Below are 21,557 nucleotides of genomic sequence, written 5' to 3'. Positions count from 1 at the left end.
TTGATTTAACGATTTCTTTAGTTATAATTAATATTTAGCCGCATTCCCGAAGGCTGTTTGACGAAGTACCCGGTCGGCCTCAGTCAGCCAGATATCAAAGCCAAGTGGATTCCAGTGCGTATCGCTGCGGTAGTACAAATTGGCAGGATTACGTTTAAACTGGTGATAAACACTGATGACAGGAAAAAGATTATTCCGTTCAACCCGCTCAAGCAAATGGTTATAAGACATCCGCCGGTCGTCATAAACTGAGGCTGCATTCGGAATGGCCGCCAGATAAACCGCTTTAAAACCGATCGCATTATAATAATTTTTTGCTTCCGCAAGATGCGCAGTAAGTCTGTTTATCTCAATATCAGGGATTGTCCTGAAATCAGACTGCCGGAAAGAAGTATCCACGGTAATATTCATCAGGAGCCTCTTTTTGTCGGTACTTACGGCAACCTCGCCGGGCAGCCTGCCAAATAGCTGGTAATTGAGGCTCGCCTTCAACTCCTTCAGTGGTGTCCACATTTTATCATCAAAAAGCAAGAGTTCAAGGTTCCGGCTTAATTCCCTGTTAAAAAGTATTTTGTTAAGCCGTTCAGAAAGCGCCGTCGCCCCCGCATTATTATCTGATGGTGCGGCGGCCTGAGGCCTAAAATTCAGTTTACCGGCGATGTCCTTTTGAGTCCACCTTTGTTCAGAGGTACGGTCAATTTCATAATCCACCAGGTTTCGTTCTGCGAATTCCATGATCAGCACATTTTGCTTGGTACTATCTAAAGCAACTGGCCCGAACGGGAAACGACGGTCCAGGAAAATGACATGCTCAAAGCCGTCAAACGCACCACTGATCGATTTGTCTGCCAGGTAACTATCGCCGATAATATAAAGGACACGTCCTGAAGCCGCCCCGGCGGGGCCATTTTCATATTTTTTAAATGGTTCCAGCCTGAATTTGTATTGCGGCAAATAGCACAATCCGAAAAGGTCCCCATAACGCCACCTGTCAGACCTGATCAAAATCTGGTGATATAATCTGTTACCACCGGGGCCGGAAGTACTTAGATGGTCAAAGTACCTGTCCCGTTTTAGCGTGTTGATCAAAGCCTGATCCATCGCCAGGATCAGGACAACAGTGGAAAACAACAAGATCAGCAGGGCAATAATTTTTCGCATCAAAACTGGAAGTAAATAAACTGAGCTTCGCTAAAAATACCTAAAAAATAACATAATATAACCAAAGAAACCGTCCACATCACGATCTTGGGCACCGAAAAAAACCGGACATTTTGAAAATATCGATCGGCAGCCAGCAATAAAATGATCAGGCCGGTGCAGTAGCGCAATTCCCCGGCAGGCATGGCACTTATCGATCTAAAGCTAAACTCTTTTACACGTGTTATTTTTTCAATAATATAAAAAGCATCCCCGACATGGTCCGCCCTGAAAAAAACCCACGCAAAACATACCAGGTTAAACGTCAACAGCCATTTGAAGAATGTAAAACCTTTTATAATTAATTTCATTTTTTTCATCAACTGGTAAATCACCAATAACAGTCCATGTATCCCTCCCCAGATCATATATTTCCAGTTCGCTCCATGCCACAATCCGCTAACAAGAAACACGATCATGAAATTGATACACAACCGAAAAAAATCGACGCGGTTCCCGCCCAAAGGGATGTAAATGTAGTCTTTGAACCAGGTGGACAATGAAATGTGCCAGCGCTGCCAGAATTCCGCGATGTTCCGCGAAAGATAGGGCATGTTAAAGTTTCGCATGAGTTCGATCCCCAAGGTTAACGCCGCTCCGATCGCAATATCAGAATAGCCGCTGAAATCACAGTAAATCTGGAAGGCAAAAAAATAGCTGGCCACAAAAAGCTCTGCTGCCGAATGTCCCCGCGGATTTGAAAATACCGGATCGACAAATAAGCCCAGCCTGTCAGCGACGACGACTTTTTTGAAAAGACCAAACGCCATTAACAACAGGCCTGCAACGAAAGTCTTTGGATTGTAACTGATAACACGGCGAAGCTGGGGCAAAATATGCTGAGGCCGTTCTATCGGCCCGGCAACCATCTGTGGATAAAACATCACATATAAAGCATATAATCCAAGATGCCTTTCAGCTTTTTGCTTACCCCGGTAGACCTCGATCGTATAACTCATCGCCTGGAAAGTATGGAAAGAAAGTCCGATCGGCAAGATAAAGTCCAGTAAGGGCACCTTCGGTCCATGTAAAAACTGGCTCAGGAAATTGATATTTTGGGAAAAGAAATTAAAATACTTATAAAAGGCCAGCACACCAACATTTGTGATAATACTCGCCAGCAGGTAAATTTTCCGGTACGCGCCCTTTGCATTTTCAATTAAAATACCGGCAACAAAGTCGACAATAATTGTAAAAAAAATGATCAGAATGTACTCCGGTTTGAAATACATGTAGAAGTAGCAACTCGCACCCAACAGCCAGAACCATCTGAATTTATGTGGAAGCAGGTAATAACCTGTTGTAACGATCAGGAAGAAAAACAAAAACAGAAGCGAGTTAAAAAGCATTTACTAGGTTAATTTAAACATTTGCCAGATTTTTTTTCTCACCCTATTTAAAAAAACGATCCGTTTCCATTCATATACCTCGCCGTGCGCGTCCGCTGACCATATCCTGCGGTGATCCTGATCCCATTGCGCCTTCATTTTCGGATCGTGCGTTTTGGCGTCCATATGTGCATTGGCTACCGACAACGGTTCCTTTATCCGGTACCGTTTTTTCCCTTTCACGAGCCTCAGCCAAAGTTCAAAATCCAGAGAACAATGTAGTTCCTCCCAAATCGGCTGGTGAATTGCCGCTAACCAAAAAGTAGAGGGCTGGATCAGGCTTGGTATCTTGATGAACAGATCCCAAAACGGTAAAACTTTGATCAGTTCAAAGCGTCGCGACTCCTGGGTCATACTATAACCAAACCCATAAATAAATTGGGTGTTGCTCGTCATGAACTTTTCAGTGACTTTCAAAAACACATTCTTCAAATAATAATCATCACTGTTTATCCAGGCAAAACAGGTACCCGAAGCAAGACTGAATCCACGGTTGATCGCCTGCCCCTGCCCTTCGTCCTTTTCGCTTTGCCAGTAACTTATCCACGGCGAATACTTTTCAAGGATCGTTTTCGTCCCGTCACTGCTTCCCCCGTCAATCACGATGAATTCAAGGTTCGGATAATTTTGTAACAACACGGACCTGATCGTTTCTTCAATAAATTGACCTTGGTTATAGGAAGGGGTGACAATAGTCAGCTTCGGCCAATGCGCACGCTTAACGTAAACCATAGGATTCGTTTCTTCCGTCCAGGGCCATCCGACCTTCCCCTCAGGCACATCCGGCAGCACACGCCGCAAACCCTCTGATGATGGCACCTCTTTTAAAGGCAATGTAATGCCTTTTCCTTGAAAAACAGACCGGTAGTACTTTAAATCGGGCAGGTTCATTTTGTATATTTTTCTTTTTTTTGCGCCCAGACGTTAGAAACGGCATCAAACACATCCTCACCGTCCACATCGGCTATTTTTGCAGGAGACCAGCTGGAGTAGTCCAAATATTGTGGACTAACATTTCGTGGCAAAACACAACATACTTTATCAAAAACACCTGAAGGATAGGGAACGAAGCGGCCGTAAAGGTCACCTTTACAGATACAAACAACCGGAACATTTAGCGCAGCGGCAATGTGAACAGCGACAGTGTCCCCCGAGACCAGAAGCGCGGCTCCGCCGATCAGGGTACAAAGCTCTTCCAGGCTGAGGTTATCAGCAACCCGGAACAAGTCGGCAGGTATGTTCAAATCAACAGCCGTCTTACCGAATGCTTCACCTTTTCCGGGCGCAACGACGATCCCGGCCCCAAGCGTCGTGTAAATACGGGAACAAAGGGCATAAAAATAACTGACCGGCCATTTTTTCTCCTCGGTACTTGCTCCAGGGAATATGATTATATCTCCATGGTCAATAATGTCCAGTTCGCTTTTTGCTATAATCGGTCCGGTAAGAAAGCATTTTTCCGACGCAATTAACTCAACAATTTGCTTGTTTCTTTCGAATTCGTGCAGGGGTAGTGTACCGACATCAAGCAGTTCCGAATAATACCTGTTCCCCTCATTTTTCAACACGGCTGTCTCATTGACACAGTCGCCGTCGACGCCGATCTTGTTTTTAACAGACAAATTACGGACCAGCCAGTCAACCTGGAAGCTCCTCGAATAGTTAGGATAAATAACGGTATCAAAGCGTGTTCGCTGGAGCTTCCACAATAAACCGATCAGCTCCCATTTTAAAAAAAAGCCTTCCGAATATGTGAAAAATGTGCTGATAATATCGCCATCAAGGTACTTTGCCAATCGGGCGCTGGATTGATTAACCGTCAGATAAAATTGATGGTGCTTATATTTCTGCGAACCCTTTAAAAAATGGAGAAAGTTTCTGAACAATAGGTAATCACCAATACCATCGGCTTTAATAATCAGAATCCGTTGCTTTTGCCGGGGCAAAGGGCTGCACAAAAGATAAATAATACTCGGCAGTACTTTGCGGATAATTACAAACTTGAATTTCAACCATAAAACATCTGTAAATGACAATTTAACTATGGTTTAATTCACCAAAAAAATGAAATTTCAAAATGAATCTGATTATGCCTATTTGATCACCCTCCCCATCGGAAAATATATTGAATCCGTATGCAATGATCGGGCCGTCCAAAGAATAGTCCAAACTATTGATAGCAGCTTTCGCAGCCCGTGGCTTTTGCTCAGCCGGTTCATTTTCCAGTCTGGCAAAATGCCCCGGGAAAACCGGCAGCATCCTGCGCGTGTCTTTAATTCTTTTTAGCATAAATATTATGTCATGGTTTAGGTCATATCAATCAGCCACTCACCGTCAAAGCAGCTGACTTTCGGGGTTCGGCCTTCAGCAACGATAAAATCTGACATTTCAGGTCATTATCCGGACGGATGATAGTTAATCAGGAATTTTAAAATATTTTTTATTTTTTGTTTGAAGGAAACCGGATCCGGCTTCACAAAATTCAATAGTTTGGAATAGTGCTTTAAATTGATGGAATCCTGGTAAATCACGGGCATTGACTCCGTGTAAAGTTCCTGTACGAGGTCTTCGCCTCCTTTATGGGTGCCACTGCCATCAAAGCCGATATTAAAAGTCAGTGATTTAGTGGTAAAAACACCAAGTCCGTTTCTGATAAATGCCGTATAATACCACCTGATATCCCAGGTATTCATGTACTTTAACATATACATTTTATTCATCAAACCCACATTAAACCTGTTTTGTAAAAAAGCATCAGTGTCAATCTCATTGATAAAAGCCGGATTAGGGTCGAACAGCCTCCATCTGTCTGCCCAGGTAGCCCATCCTGTTGAACTTGTTGCCACCGGGCATAAGAAGGTTTCCGGCGTACTTTCAAAGTCTATCGGGAGCATGTATGTGTTTATCGAAAAAATTTGCTTATCGTTTTCATAAACCTGCAGGCCGGTATTACAATATTGGAGAAAATATGGAGATGTAATTAAATCGTCATCCAGCATTATGGCTTTCCCGTACTGGTTGATCACCCTGGTTATTCCGTCAATAATATTATCCTCCAGGTTCATATTTTTTTCCCTTGCAACGAGGACAACCTCTTTGCACCATTGGTTTTCTTTAATCACCTCGCGGGCCTGTGCTATCAGGTTTAAATCCCCTGGTGTGGCATTTTCTTTCGGGCCGTCGGCAAAAACATATAATACTGACTCATCAGCCAGCAGATTCCGGCTTAATGCCTCAAGGGTTTTACGGGTGTGAAGCGGGCGGTTATAAATGAATAGCACCACCGGCGCTAAGTCGTTACCTGTAACTATCCTGGTTATTTCTTGCATGCCCCCTTATAAACTTTTGGTTGTTAGTATATCCTTGGTATGCTCGTGGTGCGCAATGATCTTTCTCCTGTTCCTGAAAAGAGAGTACCATGTCCCGTATGTCGCATTAAATTTTATTTTGTCCATCACCGTCCTTTTTTCCCACACCTTCATTTTTTGAATGGTTAAAAGGACAAGGCTCTTCAGGTAGGTTTTGGTTGCTCCCAGTAACCAAAAATTGATAATGTGCCTGATCGTCCGATTATCCTGGTTTAAGATCGGGTAATAACTGTTCATCAGCACATGTGAGTAGCTGATCCAAAACGACAGGTTGGTGATATAGTCGATTTTTTGCCGCTTTAAAGGAACAAAGTGCCGGAATTTCAGATCGTTATCTGCAACAACTTTATAGCCTCTCAAATAAATCATAAAGCAGATTTCGGAATCTTCGCCACAAATCAAACTTTTGCCTTTACGGCCCGAAGTTATTTGCTGCCATCCCTTATCTAAAAGTTCAATCAGAATACTTTTTCTATAGGAAGAGCCCGCTCCATATACCCAATGGTCAGTTTCAACCCAGGTTTGGGGACCGTTGACAAAATAATAGGTAAATTCTTCTACTTCCTTGTTAGCGGGTTGCTGTGGCTCATAAATAGCACATCCGCCGAGGGCTCCGATCTCCGGGTTGCCTGACATGATACGGAAAGTCCGCGCAATATAATCGGGGAATAACCAATTGTCGTCATCACAGGTCAGTACAAAATCATATTTTGCTGCTTTCAGCCCCATATCAAATGCGTGATTTTTACCAGGGAGTGGTTGCGACAATATACTAAATCCGGAAAGGGCAACGTCGTATTTCTCCCACTCCTTTTTTGCCACTATCGCTGTTGAATCCGTAGAGGCATTATCAATTACGATAATCTCCCATGGAATATCGGCAGGCACCTCCTGCAAAGCGAGGTGCTTTAACGTTTCAGGAAGGTTCATACTACCATTGTAGCAGCATATTAACACGGATACACCAGGATTCATTTAAATATTTTGTATAATAATAGTTATTTATTAGAGGTAAAGCGCGTCCATTTTCTTTTTGAAGGAACCGAAACTAAATAATTCCGAAACTCTTTTACGTGCATTTAAACCAAACTCTTCTCTTATGGCCGGAGCATTGAGCAACGCTGAAATCGCTTCGACATGATCTTGAACAATAGTAGGATTCACGACAAACCCGTTATATCCATGTACTACAGTCTCCGGCAAACCACCCGTTTCCGAAACAACACAAGGTAGAGATTGGGACATTGCCTCAACTACAGCTATACCCTGCGTTTCACTCAGGCTGGGTTGGTAATAAATCAAGGCACTTTTCAGAAACGGCACAGGGTTATGCACTGCACCCATAAATAAAACGCGTTCGATACTTTCGCTCGCGGCCTTAAACTCATCCCATAAGGGTCCGTTCCCCAGCCAGACAAATGTTACATGTTTATGTCTGGCTATCACCATTTTAGCCACTTTAAGCCAAAGGCCTGGATTTTTGTAATCAATTACGTGCCCCATAGTCAAAATAATGAGTCCATCACTTTTTGTTTGCGAAGTGTCTATCGGTCCATCCTCAAGAATGCAATTGTAAACGGCATAGACAAAGTTCTCCTTTAAAAGAGATACTCTCCATTTTTTGCAAATCAGGTCCCTGTTGGCGTTAGAAACCGTTATTATTTTTTTCCGGTTGCCTAAAGTATAGTTGCAGGTGAATGTTGTAAACCATGTATATCTTTCGCCAGGCGTACTGTGAAGGGTGTAAAATACTCTTGCAAATGGCAGCCATAGTAAATACAGATATTTTTCCGGGTCAACCGTGCTGATATTCACGTCTGCAAAGCCATATCTTATGCTTAAAAGCTGAACTAAAAAAATTGCACGGATGATATAGCATAATTCTTTAAAGTTAGTAGTAAATCTGTAGCTTAAATGTGCGTATTGATATAAGCTTGAATAGATCCGCGTTTGTATACCCTGAACATCTTCGATATTATTAAGATAAGCTAACTGATCCTCATGTTTTAGCACTATAACCACATTTGCCTTACCCCAATATTTGATCAATGTTTTGAGATGTGAATTACTCCCTCCGAACTCAAAAAGATCCACGATAACAAGATGCTTTTTCATTGGAGCTGTCCTGTTCTTATTTCCAGAAAAAAATACATTTTAACGTGAATTTAACAAGTTCATTAGCTGTAAAATAGCTGCCGCAGCTAAAAGAAAATAACACAGACGGTGAATAGGACGTCGAATGCAAATAAAACTTACGGATGATCTGACGTTTTTTATTGTTTATGTATTTTTGAAATTTTTGTTCATCATAAAATGACGATTGTTTGTTTGCGTCAGACAGGCGATCCAGCCAGGATACCAGTTCCTGTAGTTCTGAGAGGTTGCTGACCCCGCCGTTTTCAACGATAAACGCGCTTCTGCTTATATCAGATTGGCTGGGGCTAGACAAAGGATAACACATCATCCGGACCTTACACTGATAAGATTTTGTTAATTGAATCGACTGTTCCTTATTTGAAACCTGGTTTTCATGGGTTCGGTACCATAGTAATACTTCCGGAATATTTGCAATTTTACCGATGGCCGATATTCTTGTCCAGAGCTCGTAATCTTCCGCAGGATAAAACGAGTCGTCATAGGTCAGCTCATTTGCCGTTAAAAAATCTTTCCGAAACATCACAGATGGATGTCCCAACACACAATGATCCAATAAACTTATTTTAATATCCTCGTGCTCAACAGGATTTTTTATAATTTCATTAGATCCTGATAATTGATACCAGGTGCCGCAGAGCACAATGTCGGGGTTTGATGTTAACAACCGAACCTGCTTTGATAGTCTCGTTTGATGGCTGATGTCATCGCCATCCATCCTGGCTAAAAATCCCCCTTTGGAAATTTTGATGCCCAGGTTGAGGCTGGAAACAAGCCCGGTATTCTTTTCTTTTTTGATGAAAACAATCCTATCATCAGTGTACTTGCCGATTAGCTGCCGCGTGTGGTCCGTGGAGCAATCATCAATTATAATTAATTCCAGGTTTGCATATGTCTGGCTTAAAATACTTTCTATAGCGTCTGCGATATGTTTTTCGCAATTGTAAACGGGCATAATCACAGTAACCAACGGATTTCTCATAACCTGACCCATTTTTCAGGAACTATTGATGCTGACTGCAGATTCATCGCAGGATCGGCAAACCAATTTTTAGGTGCTACTACTATTTTACAAGGATCAGGGTTTAACCAGGCCCCCCACCAGCTAAAAGTACTGTTGGCAATAATATGATGCTTACAACGACTCATTAAAGCCATATCTTCGAAGGCCGAATATTCATCATTTATATCAACAAAAATAACTGCATAATTAATGGTTAAATTTTCTTTCGCCCACAAAATATCATCGGAGAAAACATAAAAAACCGGATCAGCAAGTTGTGTGGCAATGTACTGTATCCCCGCGAGATAATAATCGAGTGAGCAAACTCCATGGATATGATTTACAATCTTATTATTTTCAAAATCGCCTCGGCGAATATGCAGGCTCACGGCATTTGAACAATCAATCTTTTTCCGCAACTCGATATTAGGGCCTGAAGATTTAACTGTTACTTTAAATTCATTTCTGATGATATGCGAAATATCCGCAAAATACTTTTCAGACTGCCAATACCCATTAAATAAACATTCACCTTTGACCTCAAGATATGCTTGATTATAAGAGAGGCCATTTTCTTCTATATAATGTGGGTGATACCGGAAATATTTTCGGGCAACGTGCCTGAGTTTCGAGTTATGCTTAGCTACCAGGCGCTCACAATCAGCAGGCGAAGCAATATGTTCCATAACGGAATAATGATTCAGAGCGTAACGCCGTACGCTTTGATCTTCAAAAAAGGAAAGATCAAGCTTGAGCTCACAGGCATTTTGAATGGCAACCTTACGCCCAAACGCATATTGAAATAGTTGATTACCTAAACCGCCATGAATTTTTACTATAATCACTATTCCTTCAATTAGAACAATTCACAAATGATCATTTGAAAAACCATCTTTTGACAGCCGACAATTTCCTTTTCGTTTTCCCCCAAAGGGCTTTTAAATCGGCCAGGCGTTCAAAACGGCTATCGCGCGGAATAATGGCGGAGAGCATCTGATGATGGCCCGGAAAAAATGTTTTTGAAACGTAAAATTGATCGCCAGTAATATCATCTACGGTATCCTTTATTTTTACGAAATTATTTTCAGACATAAATCTTTCAATATCATTAATTAACGGCTGCCCTTTGTATAAGGTAATTTTAGAAACCTCAAGCCAGATCGCTTTCATTTTTGAAATTGAGTTCCTGGCACCATTTAAAACCATCAATTCTGCTCCTTGAACGTCCATGTGAACAAAATCAACAAGGTTGATTCCCTTATTTTGACAAAAAGCATCAAGCGTGATGGTTTCAACGTCAATTCTCTGTTTAAACTCGATAAATTTTACGACATCAATATGCTTGTCGGGTGGTAAAAGGGAGCTTGATTTATTGCCAAAATCCCAGTTTTCATTATTCTCCTGTCCCTCCGGTGTCCCTGATGAAACATAAAATGTGGAAATACCGCAGTTATCACTTAGGCCAAGTGGAACAATCGTAATGTTATCTTTTTGATACTTTACTATATTGTGCTGTATCTTTTGAAGATTCTTTGGAAGGGGTTCAAAGGCAAAAATATTGGAGTTCGGAAATAAGTTCGAATATCTTATCGAATCCTCCCCCTCGCAGGCACCAATTTCGAAAATCGTAATTGCAGCATCTCTTTTAAACAACATATCCAATTCCTGCTTTATTGGCACTGGAAGATCAATATAATACTCTCTGTTAAAGATCATAAAATTCCCGTTTTAAATAAAGATCGCTACTATAATATAACATGAATAATGTCATACTCAGTATAAATTTTGGCCGAAAGGTTATACTCTGTAATAAAATCGTTTAACTTTTCCAGGGTTGGGTAATCGTTGGCACCGACAAACAGCCGGGCATCATCGATAAGTAAAATATGATTAAATGGCTTCGCACTTAATATAGCTGACAATTCTTCAAAAATAGGACATTCCTTTTTTCCCATTGCTGTGATTCCCCCGGAGTAATGACCATCTAACCAAAAAATTGCCGGCCGGTCAATATCGGCACAAAGTTTAGCTAAAATATCCCCGCTATCTCCCTGAAGAATCTTGACATGTTTGTCATTCTTAAACCTATAAACAGCATCTGAATAAAGCTTCTCCCCTAATTCAATTGAAATGATTTCTTTAAAATTTTTCTTTTGGGCTTCAACCATATCTCCCATGTATGTTCCAGTTTCTATGAACAGATCATAGTTAAACTGTTGCTGGAGTTTTTTGATTATATTTTGTTTAACGAGATGAGGAGGGGGGACTGGTTGGCCGGCATCATTCCAATTTTCGATAACATTATCCTCTTTTTTACTCCTAGCAGTAAAGAGTCTTTGTAGTTTTTTTATCATGTTCATATAGCTTATTAAAGGAGATTATTTTTCAACATGGCTATTTTAATGCTCATGGGGTTTAAAAATAATCCGACATTATTAACTCTCAAGATCGTATTTTCCAATAGCGGATCACTGACTTGTGAGATACTTAAAGATGCAATATTTTCGACGTAATGGATCGGGCGCTCATAATTAGAAAGCCCTATAGTTAAATAATAATTCCCCGGAGCAAATATCAGCTGGTCTTCCCTGAATACTGCTTCATAATAACCTTCTTTGAGGCAGGCCTTTTCACTCCAACAAGTCCTGATGTTAACTTCATTTGAATTCATGATGCCTAAAGCGATGATAAAATGCTGCACTTCAACATTGATTTTGAAAAACACCCTTACTTGCCAGGTTTTTCCTACAGGAATTTCGGCGATCGGTTTGCCATCGCTATCCTCGATCTGTAACCTGGAAGCAAAACCATGCAAAGCGGTATGGTCTTGAGGCAACGGAATGTCAAAAGTGGTCTTTTGAATTATTGCGTTTTGAAGGTATTTATCTATGTTAGACTGTGTCTCTCCTATACCCGCTATTTCGCCGTTGTTTAATAAAACAACAGTATTACATAATTTTTGAATTGCAGTCATGTTATGACTAACAAATAATACTGTACGCCCCTCTCCCTTACTGACAACGTCCATTTTTCCAAGGCATTTTTTTTGGAATTCTGCGTCACCAACCGCCAAAACCTCATCTACGATTAATATTTCACTTTCAAGGTGCGCGGCTACGGCGAAGGCCAGCCGCACGTACATCCCGGAAGAGTATCTTTTCACCGGCGTGTCAATATATCGTTCAACTCCGGAAAAGTCAACAATTTCATCAAATTTTCTTTTGATCTCTGCTTTGCGCATGCCCAATATGGCGCCGTTGAGATAAATATTCTCACGCCCGCTCAATTCCGGATGAAAACCCGTGCCGACTTCCAGCAAACTAGCTATCCTACCCTTAATTTTTATAGTCCCCCGGGTTGGTGCGGTTACCCTGCTTAATATCTTCAAAAGGGTACTTTTGCCGGCACCGTTCCGGCCGATAATTCCAACAGCATCACCCTGCTTAACATCAAAATTGAGATCATTTAAACTCCAAACAATGTCATTTGTACCTTTTTGTGTTCTTTCGTTGGTTTCCCCTATTTTTAGAAAAGGATCTTCTTTCCCGCGTATTTTAGCCCAGAAACGTTCGAGGTCCCTGGAAATTGTACCCGTACCTATTTCGCCTAACTGATAAGCCTTAGAAAGTCCTTCAACTTTAATTACTACTGACATATTACACGGTATCTACAAAGTTCCGTTCAACTTGGTTAAAAATTACAATTCCAGTGATTAGTATCAACAAGGTCGAGCAGGTAGTTATCGCCAATGATTGCGTGGTAAAGGTTCCCTGTCCCAGGAATCCAAATCTAAAAGCCTCAATGATAGAAGTCATAGGGTTATATTCAACCAACCACCTATAGGCAGGGTATTTGCTTTCCACCACAGATAACGGATAGATAACAGTAGTCAAGTACATCATAAGCTGAATGCCAAATGTCAGCAAAAAGCTTAAATCCCTGTATTTTGTAGTCATAGCCGAAAAGATCATCCCAAGTCCCAAGCCCAGCATAGCCATTAGAATTAACAAAAATGGAAATAAAAGAATCCATTGAGTGGGGTGAAACGCAGCTCCTTTCAGCCAATATATCAGCATCATCAGGGCAAAAAGACTCATTTGAATTCCAAAACGAATAAGGTTTGATACGATGATACTTAACGGAACAATTAACCTGGGAAAATAGACCTTACCGAATAAAGCAGCATTAGCCGTAAATACACCTGACGTTTTGGTCAGACAATCTGCGAAATAGTTCCACCCAGTAATTCCAGCTAAGTAAAAAAGCGGCTGGGGTAAGCCATCGGTGGGTATGGAAGCTAGGCTTCCGAATATGAATGTATAGATAACAGTGGTAAACAACGGTTGTATGAAAAACCACAGCGGGCCTAATATAGTTTGCTTATAAAAAGAAACAAAGTCACGTCTCACCAGTAGAATAAGCAGATCCCGGTAATCCCAGATATCTTTCAGCTTCAAATCAAGGAGATTGTGTTTAGCGGAAATTTCGGTATCCCAGAAATCCTCTTTCTTTTTATCCATATTTAATTAACTCTTCTAAATTGATCATATAATTGTTTTCATTAAATTGCGAAACACATTTACCCTGTAAGTATCGTCTTTTATCTTCCGTCATACTTGTTTCGAGGTATCCGGCGATTGCCTCTTTTAATTCTGAAAGGCTGTCAGGGTTTATTGGAGTTCCAAGTTCACTGTTGTAAACCGCATCAATACTACCATCAACATTACCACAAATGACAGGCAAGCCGCAAGCAAGCGCCTCGATAAACACGATACCAAAACCCTCTTTTTTACTTGGCAAAACGAAAAGATCTGCCAGCAAAAAATGATCTGACAGTTCTCCCTCATCAATGAAACCAGTTAGCAAGACACACGTCTCTACATGGTGATCGGAAATAAGTCTTTCAATACGTTTTTTCTCTTTCTCATCGTATTGCCCGGAGAGGATATATTTAATGTCAGGAAACTGGTCTTTTAAAAGGGCTATGACTTTAATGACCTGATCATGCCCTTTATATTGTTCGGTCGATGCCAAACGCGTAAGGGTAAAAAGAACCCGGTCGTCTTCATTTAACCCATAACGTTTTAACAAATATTCCGGTTTTGAAAACGATTCAGGTAGTTTCATGAACGGATCGACGGCGTTATTTAAAACCGTGCATTTTGAACCATCGACATGGTGACGGCTGATCATTTGCTGCATGGTGTAATTACTTACACAAATGACTTTATCGCAGCGCTTTAGTAATAACTTTTTGGTTGCCGTCAGTGGCCTCCATACTTCAATACCATGCGCAATCAGCCACACTTTACATTTGGGATTTAGGGTTTTGATCAGCGTTCCTACTATTGCAAGGTTTATATGATTTAATATAACAACTTCGGGTTTTCCGGCATTGATAAGCGTCGTCAAAATAAATTTCAGCCGGTTTAGGCCGAACCCCCGGAAATTCTCCTTAGGAAGATATTGTGGCATCAAATCTCCGGCAGAATCATAAACCGACCATAAGCTAAAATTCCAATTATTTATTATAGAAAGACAAAACAATGAATGCGCTAGCGTCCGTGCCATTTTTTGAATACCACCGGTTGTGCTAAAAGTTTGCAGGGTAAATAACACAACTTTTTTAGACATGTTTTTGAATCTGGTAGAGCGCAAACATCTTTGACCAATGCATATTCCCCCTTTTAAATCTTAAAGCTTCGTTTCGGGCAAACGTACCTTTGTATAAATTCACATCACTAATTTCCCGATGCTTGCCCATCCATTCCTGCAAAGGAAAGGTAAATCCCATTTTTGGCCTGTTCCAGGTCATTTCCGGTAATACTTCCTTGAAGCTGTCAATTAATAGCTTTTTGGGTTGCTTGCTGTCGAACCTTATGCGCGGGGAAATACGCCATACAGCGAGTTGAAAATCTTCATCTAAAAATGGCACACGGACTTCCAATCCATGACTCATGCTCATGACATCGGTATCCCTTAATAATTGGTTTTGCATGTACAGATTTGTTTCGAACCAGGCAGCGTGCTCCTTAGTGTAAGATCTGAGTTCATTGAAATCAGGTTCATTAAATAAAATTTTATTCACCTCGTTTGCGTCCATGTCCAAAATGCGCGCGATGTCTGTCGAAACAAACAGGCCGCGTAACAATAAATAGTCTGCTAAATGATGTTCACGAGCCAAAAAAGACATTTTCCGGTATTTGTCCGTTTGGAAATAGTTCATTCCACGGAATAGCACGGATGGCATCATTCTGAGGTAGCGCAAATATTTTATCCTGTTAAATGAAGGGTACCCTCCAAATAACTCGTCAGCACCAACCCCGGATAATACGGCCTTTAAGCCATCATCATGCGCGTACTTACTGATAAACCAGGTGTTTATTCCATCAGTAGTTGGCATATCCATATCCGAAATAATCTTCGGAAAAAACAATTCAAAATCCTTTTGCTGGACCAGATGCGTAAATTTCTCACCGTTTATCTGGTCGAGCACATTGTTTTGGTAGGCGCGTTCGTCGTAGCTGGCTTCGTTAAAAAAAATCGAAATTGTTTTTAAGTTCTGCTCTTGCTGCTGATTTGCCAGTAAAGATAAAAGGCTTGAATCAACACCCCCGCTTAAAAAAACACCTATGGGGGCATCCGACACTAACTGCCGGTTAACAGCTGCTTTTAGGCTGCTTCGGATATATGCCTTGGCATCTGTGTCGTTGGTAATAAATTCCTCTTTAGCATCAGGAAAAAACTGATTTAAAGTAAAGACGGACTTATCTTGATGCCACAATAAATAGTGTCCCTTTTTAAGGCTGAAAACATTCTTCAACGTTGTAAAGGGTTCAGGAATATGGCCGAAAGCCAAAAATCTTACGGGCCAGGAATGATCAGTATCTGTTGCAATTCCAGCCGCTTTAAATGCCCTAATCTCCGATGCAAAAGTCAATATCCCATTACTACAATAATAATAAAGTGGTTTGATCCCGGTTGAATCACGCACCAGTATAGTTATCCCTTTCTCGATATCGTATAGCGCGAAAGCAAACATCCCACGCAATTTTGCAAACGCCGAAACGCCCCAAAGCAGGTAAGAATTTATGATCACTTCCGTATCCGAATTGGAGCAAAAATCCATCCCGGCAGCCAATAACTGTGCCTTTAGCGCAAGATAGTTATAGATTTCGCCGTTAAACGTAATCCACACCTTTTGATTAATATCAGCCATCGGCTGATGTCCGTTTATGCTAAGATCGATGATCGAAAGGCGCCGATGTCCAAACACCAGACTTTCATTTTCATTTGAAAATATGCCGACATCGTCGGGCCCGCCACGAGCCATCGTATCACACATCAGCCCTACTTTTTCAAGAAGCTGGTTTTGATTCAGCGTTTTGGATATTATCCCCGCAATCCTACACATATATACTCATAGCTTCGCCTCATAAGTCACACCTCTAATGCACAACTCATTATAAACCAATAATTTAAATAAATGCCCAGATTACTAATTTCAGTATTGATATCAATAAAAATGCCTTCGTCAGTTATCTACTTTCAATATTAAATCTTCCAATCAGCGATGCAGAAACGTGCACAATGATGGAATACCCCAAATTCTCTAACCTTAAGGCTAATGTTTTTTGCGACCGATATGCTAAAATTTCACCTTTAAGACCCCTTAAAGGCCCGGATTTAATCATGATTTGCTCGCCTGCCTGCAGGTTATCCTCGGTAATCTCCATCTCATAGGGACTGGCAATAAGCATTTTAAGTTCCTTGATCTGCCGGTCAGGCATTGAAGCAATCCGTCCTGAGAAATAGAGAAACCGCGCTATTCCCTTTGTCATTAATACCTCTGTTTGCTCATGTTCTTTAATCCGAACAAACAAATAGGATTTTATAAACGGTTCCTCTACCCATTTCTTCCTGTCGCTCCACTGTTTGAGCTGCCGTTGCAATGGCAAATAGGCTTCGATTCCCTTTTTTACCAATGCCTCGAACGCTTTTTTTTCAGAACGCGGATGGGTATAAACAGGATACCATCTACTTATACCGGCAGTTGATTTAACTGAGATCATTTACCTGTGCATTCTGTCATTTAATCCAATTCCTGAAATCCCACCATTTCTTCTTTTTTTCGTCTACATAATAACCCGAACTTTCATAGCCGCTATAATCTGAATAATAATAATACTTCGAACCATAACTTTCACCTGTAAACTTAGTGGTATAATATCTTGAATGTAATAAATCCTCCGAATAAGCATTCAATACGATCACCGTATTTTCCAAGTGGTATTCCTGGGCTATACGATTAGGAACACTTGCAGAATAAAATTTTGATTTCCCGGAGCGTATGACAAAGACATTAATGTCGCTCAGTCTGATCAAAGGTATGGAATCTGAAACCAGCCCTATCGGGGCGGTATCGATCATGATTATTTCATAGTCCTTTTTTAAAAAGTCTATTAATTTTCCAACCCTTGCTGAATGCAACAGTTCAGATGGATTGGGAGGGACCGGTCCCGAAGGAATGAAATCGAGATTGTCCTGCGATGAGTGCATAATAATGTCTTCTGCGGAGCATTGATTCGCAAGATAATTGCTTAAACCCATATCATTGGACACCTGGAAGGTTTTATGCAACTTTGAGCGCCGAAGGTCTGCTCCTATGATAATGACTTTTTTATCAATAAGCGATAATGTACTTGATAAATTTACCGCTACGAATGATTTACCCTCACCAGCGACTTCCGACGTGACACAAATAACCTTGCGTTCTTTGTCCGAGGCAAGGAAGCTTAAATTTGTCCGGACAGATCTGACTGATTCTGCAAAGATCGATTTGGGCTTACTTATGGCCAATATCTGGGAACTGTATTCATCAATAATATCCGGATATTTCCGGATAACCCCCAGAATCGGCACCGCTGTAAGACTTTCAATTGTCTCCTTATCATAAATATATGGATTCAGCATGCGGATAAGAACGATCAATCCCAAGCCTGTTATCAGCCCAAAAACAAGAGCTGACCGGCGGATATTATGCTCGTCGGGTGAAATTGGTGAATAATTAGGTTGCGCCGCATCGATAATTGTCGCCCCGGGTAAAATCCCTGACCGACTAATTTGAGCATTCAATTTTCGCTCAGACAAAAACGAGTAAACTTTATCATTGACTTCAAAATTCCTTTTTAAGCCGGCCATGTCATTTTCAGCCGCTGGGAACTGAGCAATCTGCTGGTTAACAGGTTTTAGTTGGCCTTCAATATAATTAACATTTTTTTGAACCAGCCCGATTGAAATTTTAATATTGTTCAGTGCGGTATTTTTAATCTGTAAAATCTGCTGGTTAATATCAGTAATCGGTTTAGAATTCTCTGTATATGTCTTAGCAAGGGAAAACTTGTCTGCAAGTAAGTTATCCAGTTTCTCGATAGATGCCTGCAGCTGGGGATCTACCACTCCTTCCAGGCTAAAATTTAACGTTACATTATTCTTCTCCTTAACAATGTCGCTTTTAAGCTGTTCGAGCGCGATTAACTGAATTTTTAACAGCGAGCGTTGCGTCTCCAGATCTTTTGCTTTAGTTAGCGCGGCTTCAGCAGCCGAATTAACATCCATGATCTTCAAATTTTGTTTGAATTTTTCAATCGATCTTTCAGACCCTTTAACCTCATTGGAAAGATATTTTAACTGGCTATCGATAAAATCAATCATTTGCGTGGCAGACTGCATTCTTTGTGCCCGGTCGTATTTTAAATACTCGGTCATCACGGCATTTAAGGCGTCTGCTGAAAACTCTGGATTTACATCGGTTTGCTGTAAAGAGACAATGTTCGAATTTCTTATCACTTCACTAGTACGCAGACCGCCCCTTATCCTATCAAAAAAGTCTTCAGGTGAATTGAACTTAAACTGGTAAAATACATCTTTCATAAGACCAACAGGCCTTTTGATGCTCAAAGCCATATTGGCTATCGTAAATGGCGTATTATAAGTAACTGTTTTTTCAACTTGCTTTCCAAATTCTTTATAGGTTAGTAAAAAAGAGTTACTGTTTTTAGGCTTAAAGCTGATGAAATCATGGAAAAAATTTGTGGAATCAAATTTCAACAGTTGAATATCAAGTGGCTTTTGGGGGTATAGTTCGTTCGTTCTGTTGAGCACACGCCCCACTACATAAAAACTAATCCGGTAATCCAGGTCTTTAATGGCGCTGATTATGACATTTCGGCTTTGCAGAACCATCGTTTCCGTCTGGACTTTTGACGGTCCCTTGTCAGACGTGGTAATTGCACCTACAAGGTCCGAAATTTCTGATTTTTTCTCCTCAAATTTCATGGTACCCGAGGTCGCATAAGTCTTCGGGGTATACCATAGATAAACGTTGGCAACCAAGGTGCCTATGGCAAGACAGCCGATGATCCAATACCATCTACTCAGTAATATTTTTCCGATTTTAAAATAATCGATTTCCTGGCTTGGCAGGCTAAACGGTTTGCTTTCTGTCTCTTTCATTTAATCCGCGAAAACGTAAAAATGAGCAATAGCGTATTGAGTAATAAAACAGCAGGCTGATAAACCGACGAAAAATTTTGGATCTTGTCGTTACGTATGGCCCTACGGTTTTTAGAAATATAAATAATATCTCCGTTTTGCAATATCGCCCTCGGATCGTTGATAGCGGATATTGCGCTTAAATCAATCCTGGTTACTTTGGGATTCTTTTCAGTTCCCCGGATAATTTGCACATTGGTCTCGTCTGCACTTTCAGTGATGCCGCCTGCTTCTCCTAAAAGCTCTACGAGCGTGGTGCGGTCCTTTACAAGCGGAAAATTCCCTTGCCCTTTAACTTCTCCAAAAACCGTTACCTTCAAATTGGTTATTTTTAAATCAATGATCGGATCTTTCAAAAGGTTTTTACGGTACAAGACTTCAATCATATTTTTTGCCTCTACCCTTGTCCGTCCACCAACGGTAACTGCTCCGACGATCGGAAGCGTGACTTTACCCTCATCATTGACTTCAAAAGTCTGGCCCTGGCCTGAGCTTCCGCCGGAGGAGCCACGATCCGCAGGTTGACTGACGATATAACTTATGTCTTGTAAATTCTTAATGAGCAGAAGATCGTGAGGCCTGATATGATAATCGCCAACTGTATCGTTGTAAATAACACTTTCCGCGGCGTTTTTTTGCTGGAATAATGCGATATACTGTTGTCTTCCGCAAGACGACAAGGTAAAAACAGAAGCAAGAACCAGACACAATTTTATTAATTTACACATACACACCTGTTCTTGTCAATATTATTTAATTAGAAACAACGCCAAATTTACATAAATTTGCGACTTCAAACAGCAATAGTTTCAACAAGTAGGTGATTTGAAAATTTCATTAATTACAGTGTGCTACAATGCGGGAACCACGATCGAGCGTTGTATTGCTTCGGTTCTTGCGCAATCCTTTAAAGAAGTCGAATATATCATCATCGATGGAAAATCGACTGACAATACAGTTCAGACTATACAAATTTTTAAAAATTTTATCCACAGATTTATTTCAGAACCTGACCAAGGTATCTACGATGGAATGAACAAAGGGATCAATCTGGCATCGGGTGACATTATTGGAATGCTCAACGCAGATGATTTCTTTGCACACAATGAGGTTTTGTCCCGGGTAGCAGAAGCATTTGAGGATCAAAATTTACAACTACTCTATGGCGATTTGGATTTCGTAAATTCGTCAGGTACAGTTTTTCGGAAATGGCGATCCGGAAAGTACAAGCCGAACGTATTTAACTTTGGCTGGATGCCACCACATCCTACTTTCTATTGCCGCCGTGAACTTTTTAAGGCCCACGGCGTTTACCGGCTCGATCTGGGGACCTCTGCAGACTATGAGTTGATGTTGAGATTTATACATACAAACAAAATTAATTCGTTTTACCTGAAAAGTGTCATGGTCAACATGGAGGCTGGGGGTGCCAGTAACCGCAATTTACGAAGCCGTATATTGGCGTTGCAAAACGACTGGAAGGCCATGAAGTCGAATGGAATCGCATTTCCGATTCTGGCTGTCCTTTTAAAACGAGTTCGGAAAATCGGTCAATATTTATAATAAGTTGTTGTAAAATTAGCAGAACGGAGCATCACGAGCCCGGTTTCAGCCTTCTTTCCTTTCTTCCTCTACCAGTTGCGACGGCTTTACTGCCAATACCGTCGCAATATCAAAAACCATTGAGATACTGGGGTTTAAAATGCCCCGTTCGATCCTGCCAATCTGCGAATAATCGGTATTTAACTTTACAGCGAGTTCCATTAAAGTCAGACCAGCTACCTTCCTGTATTTCCGAACGTTTTGAGCAAGGATCAAAATCGCCTCTTCATTACGCCTGGCTTTGCTGTTCTTAATCATCCTCGAATAAAATGAAAAAAAAACTTGTAA

General features: G+C 40.9%; 21 protein-coding genes. 1 reads left to right on the top strand and 20 read right to left on the bottom strand.

Features of this window, described 5'->3' with window-relative positions; translation table 11 throughout:
• Positions 1-27: 27 nt before the first annotated feature.
• The 19 genes from QWZ17_RS26420 to QWZ17_RS26330 all read right to left on the bottom strand — a co-directional run bounded on the left by QWZ17_RS26420 (position 28) and on the right by QWZ17_RS26330 (position 20,395).
• Positions 28-1,161 carry an alginate O-acetyltransferase AlgX-related protein gene (locus QWZ17_RS26420; protein ID WP_290308342.1) on the bottom strand — a complete coding sequence of 378 codons (1,134 nt, stop codon included), beginning with the start codon at positions 1,159-1,161 and terminating at the stop codon, positions 28-30.
• Complete coding sequence (locus tag QWZ17_RS26415) at positions 1,161-2,549, bottom strand: MBOAT family O-acyltransferase (RefSeq protein ID WP_290308341.1); 1,389 nt, start codon at positions 2,547-2,549, stop codon at positions 1,161-1,163. The genes QWZ17_RS26420 and QWZ17_RS26415 overlap by 1 nt, the downstream gene beginning before the upstream one ends.
• A gap of 3 nt (positions 2,550-2,552) precedes the next feature.
• Positions 2,553-3,479, bottom strand: a complete 927-nt coding sequence (locus QWZ17_RS26410) for a glycosyltransferase family 2 protein (protein ID WP_290308340.1) — start codon at positions 3,477-3,479, stop codon at positions 2,553-2,555.
• Positions 3,476-4,624 (bottom strand): glycosyltransferase family 9 protein, encoded by a 1,149-nt coding sequence (locus tag QWZ17_RS26405; protein ID WP_290308339.1) that lies wholly within the window; start codon positions 4,622-4,624, stop codon positions 3,476-3,478. Before QWZ17_RS26405 ends, QWZ17_RS26410 begins: the two co-directional genes overlap by 4 nt.
• Position 4,625: 1 nt before the next feature.
• A complete protein-coding gene (locus QWZ17_RS26400; RefSeq protein WP_290308338.1) occupies positions 4,626-4,877 on the bottom strand; it encodes a hypothetical protein in 252 nt (83 codons plus the stop codon).
• Between the two features lie 107 nt (positions 4,878-4,984).
• Positions 4,985-5,917, bottom strand: coding sequence for a sugar transferase (locus tag QWZ17_RS26395; protein WP_290308337.1), 933 nt, complete (start codon positions 5,915-5,917; stop codon positions 4,985-4,987).
• A 6-nt stretch (positions 5,918-5,923) separates the two neighbouring features.
• Complete coding sequence (locus QWZ17_RS26390) at positions 5,924-6,931, bottom strand: glycosyltransferase family 2 protein (RefSeq protein WP_290308336.1); 1,008 nt, start codon at positions 6,929-6,931, stop codon at positions 5,924-5,926.
• Positions 6,932-6,961: 30 nt separating this feature from the next.
• A complete protein-coding gene (locus QWZ17_RS26385; RefSeq protein WP_290308335.1) occupies positions 6,962-8,071 on the bottom strand; it encodes a glycosyltransferase family 4 protein in 1,110 nt (369 codons plus the stop codon).
• A 16-nt stretch (positions 8,072-8,087) separates the two neighbouring features.
• The gene (locus QWZ17_RS26380) at positions 8,088-9,092 is read right to left on the bottom strand and encodes a glycosyltransferase family 2 protein (protein ID WP_290308334.1); all 1,005 of its coding nucleotides are present in this window, start codon (positions 9,090-9,092) and stop codon (positions 8,088-8,090) included.
• On the bottom strand, positions 9,089-9,958 hold the full coding sequence (locus QWZ17_RS26375) for an alpha-1,2-fucosyltransferase (protein ID WP_290308333.1): 870 nt from the start codon (positions 9,956-9,958) through the stop codon (positions 9,089-9,091). The genes QWZ17_RS26380 and QWZ17_RS26375 overlap by 4 nt, the downstream gene beginning before the upstream one ends.
• A 31-nt stretch (positions 9,959-9,989) precedes the next feature.
• Positions 9,990-10,829, bottom strand: coding sequence for an FkbM family methyltransferase (locus QWZ17_RS26370; RefSeq protein WP_290308332.1), 840 nt, complete (start codon positions 10,827-10,829; stop codon positions 9,990-9,992).
• Between the two features lie 29 nt (positions 10,830-10,858).
• Positions 10,859-11,467 carry a hypothetical protein gene (locus tag QWZ17_RS26365; RefSeq protein WP_290308331.1) on the bottom strand — a complete coding sequence of 203 codons (609 nt, stop codon included), beginning with the start codon at positions 11,465-11,467 and terminating at the stop codon, positions 10,859-10,861.
• Positions 11,468-11,481: 14 nt separating this feature from the next.
• A complete protein-coding gene (locus QWZ17_RS26360; protein WP_290308330.1) occupies positions 11,482-12,768 on the bottom strand; it encodes an ABC transporter ATP-binding protein in 1,287 nt (428 codons plus the stop codon).
• A gap of 1 nt (position 12,769) precedes the next feature.
• On the bottom strand, positions 12,770-13,633 hold the full coding sequence (locus QWZ17_RS26355; protein ID WP_290308329.1) for an ABC transporter permease: 864 nt from the start codon (positions 13,631-13,633) through the stop codon (positions 12,770-12,772).
• A complete protein-coding gene (locus QWZ17_RS26350; RefSeq protein ID WP_290308328.1) occupies positions 13,626-14,747 on the bottom strand; it encodes a glycosyltransferase family 4 protein in 1,122 nt (373 codons plus the stop codon). The genes QWZ17_RS26355 and QWZ17_RS26350 overlap by 8 nt, the downstream gene beginning before the upstream one ends.
• Positions 14,740-16,527 (bottom strand): asparagine synthase (glutamine-hydrolyzing), encoded by a 1,788-nt coding sequence (gene asnB, locus QWZ17_RS26345; protein WP_290308326.1) that lies wholly within the window; start codon positions 16,525-16,527, stop codon positions 14,740-14,742. The genes QWZ17_RS26350 and asnB overlap by 8 nt, the downstream gene beginning before the upstream one ends.
• 124 nt (positions 16,528-16,651) lie before the next feature.
• The gene (locus QWZ17_RS26340) at positions 16,652-17,185 is read right to left on the bottom strand and encodes a UpxY family transcription antiterminator (RefSeq protein ID WP_290308325.1); all 534 of its coding nucleotides are present in this window, start codon (positions 17,183-17,185) and stop codon (positions 16,652-16,654) included.
• A 16-nt stretch (positions 17,186-17,201) separates the two neighbouring features.
• Positions 17,202-19,628 (bottom strand): GumC family protein, encoded by a 2,427-nt coding sequence (locus tag QWZ17_RS26335; RefSeq protein ID WP_290308324.1) that lies wholly within the window; start codon positions 19,626-19,628, stop codon positions 17,202-17,204.
• Positions 19,625-20,395 carry a polysaccharide biosynthesis/export family protein gene (locus tag QWZ17_RS26330; protein WP_290308323.1) on the bottom strand — a complete coding sequence of 257 codons (771 nt, stop codon included), beginning with the start codon at positions 20,393-20,395 and terminating at the stop codon, positions 19,625-19,627. The genes QWZ17_RS26335 and QWZ17_RS26330 overlap by 4 nt, the downstream gene beginning before the upstream one ends.
• 97 nt (positions 20,396-20,492) lie before the next feature.
• Between QWZ17_RS26330 and QWZ17_RS26325 the strand changes: the two genes are divergently transcribed.
• Positions 20,493-21,230, top strand: a complete 738-nt coding sequence (locus QWZ17_RS26325) for a glycosyltransferase family 2 protein (protein ID WP_290308322.1) — start codon at positions 20,493-20,495, stop codon at positions 21,228-21,230.
• Between the two features lie 45 nt (positions 21,231-21,275).
• On the opposite strand, the gene QWZ17_RS26320 is transcribed toward QWZ17_RS26325, so the two are convergent.
• Positions 21,276-21,527: a helix-turn-helix domain-containing protein gene (locus QWZ17_RS26320; RefSeq protein WP_290308321.1), complete on the bottom strand. Its 252-nt coding sequence runs from the start codon at positions 21,525-21,527 to the stop codon at positions 21,276-21,278.
• Positions 21,528-21,557: the final 30 nt, after the last annotated feature.

It is taken from the genome of Mucilaginibacter flavus (assembly GCF_030409315.1).
Taxonomy (GTDB): domain Bacteria; phylum Bacteroidota; class Bacteroidia; order Sphingobacteriales; family Sphingobacteriaceae; genus Mucilaginibacter; species Mucilaginibacter flavus.
Note: the sequence above shows the minus strand (reverse complement) of the source record. Positions and strands in the feature narration are given on the sequence as shown.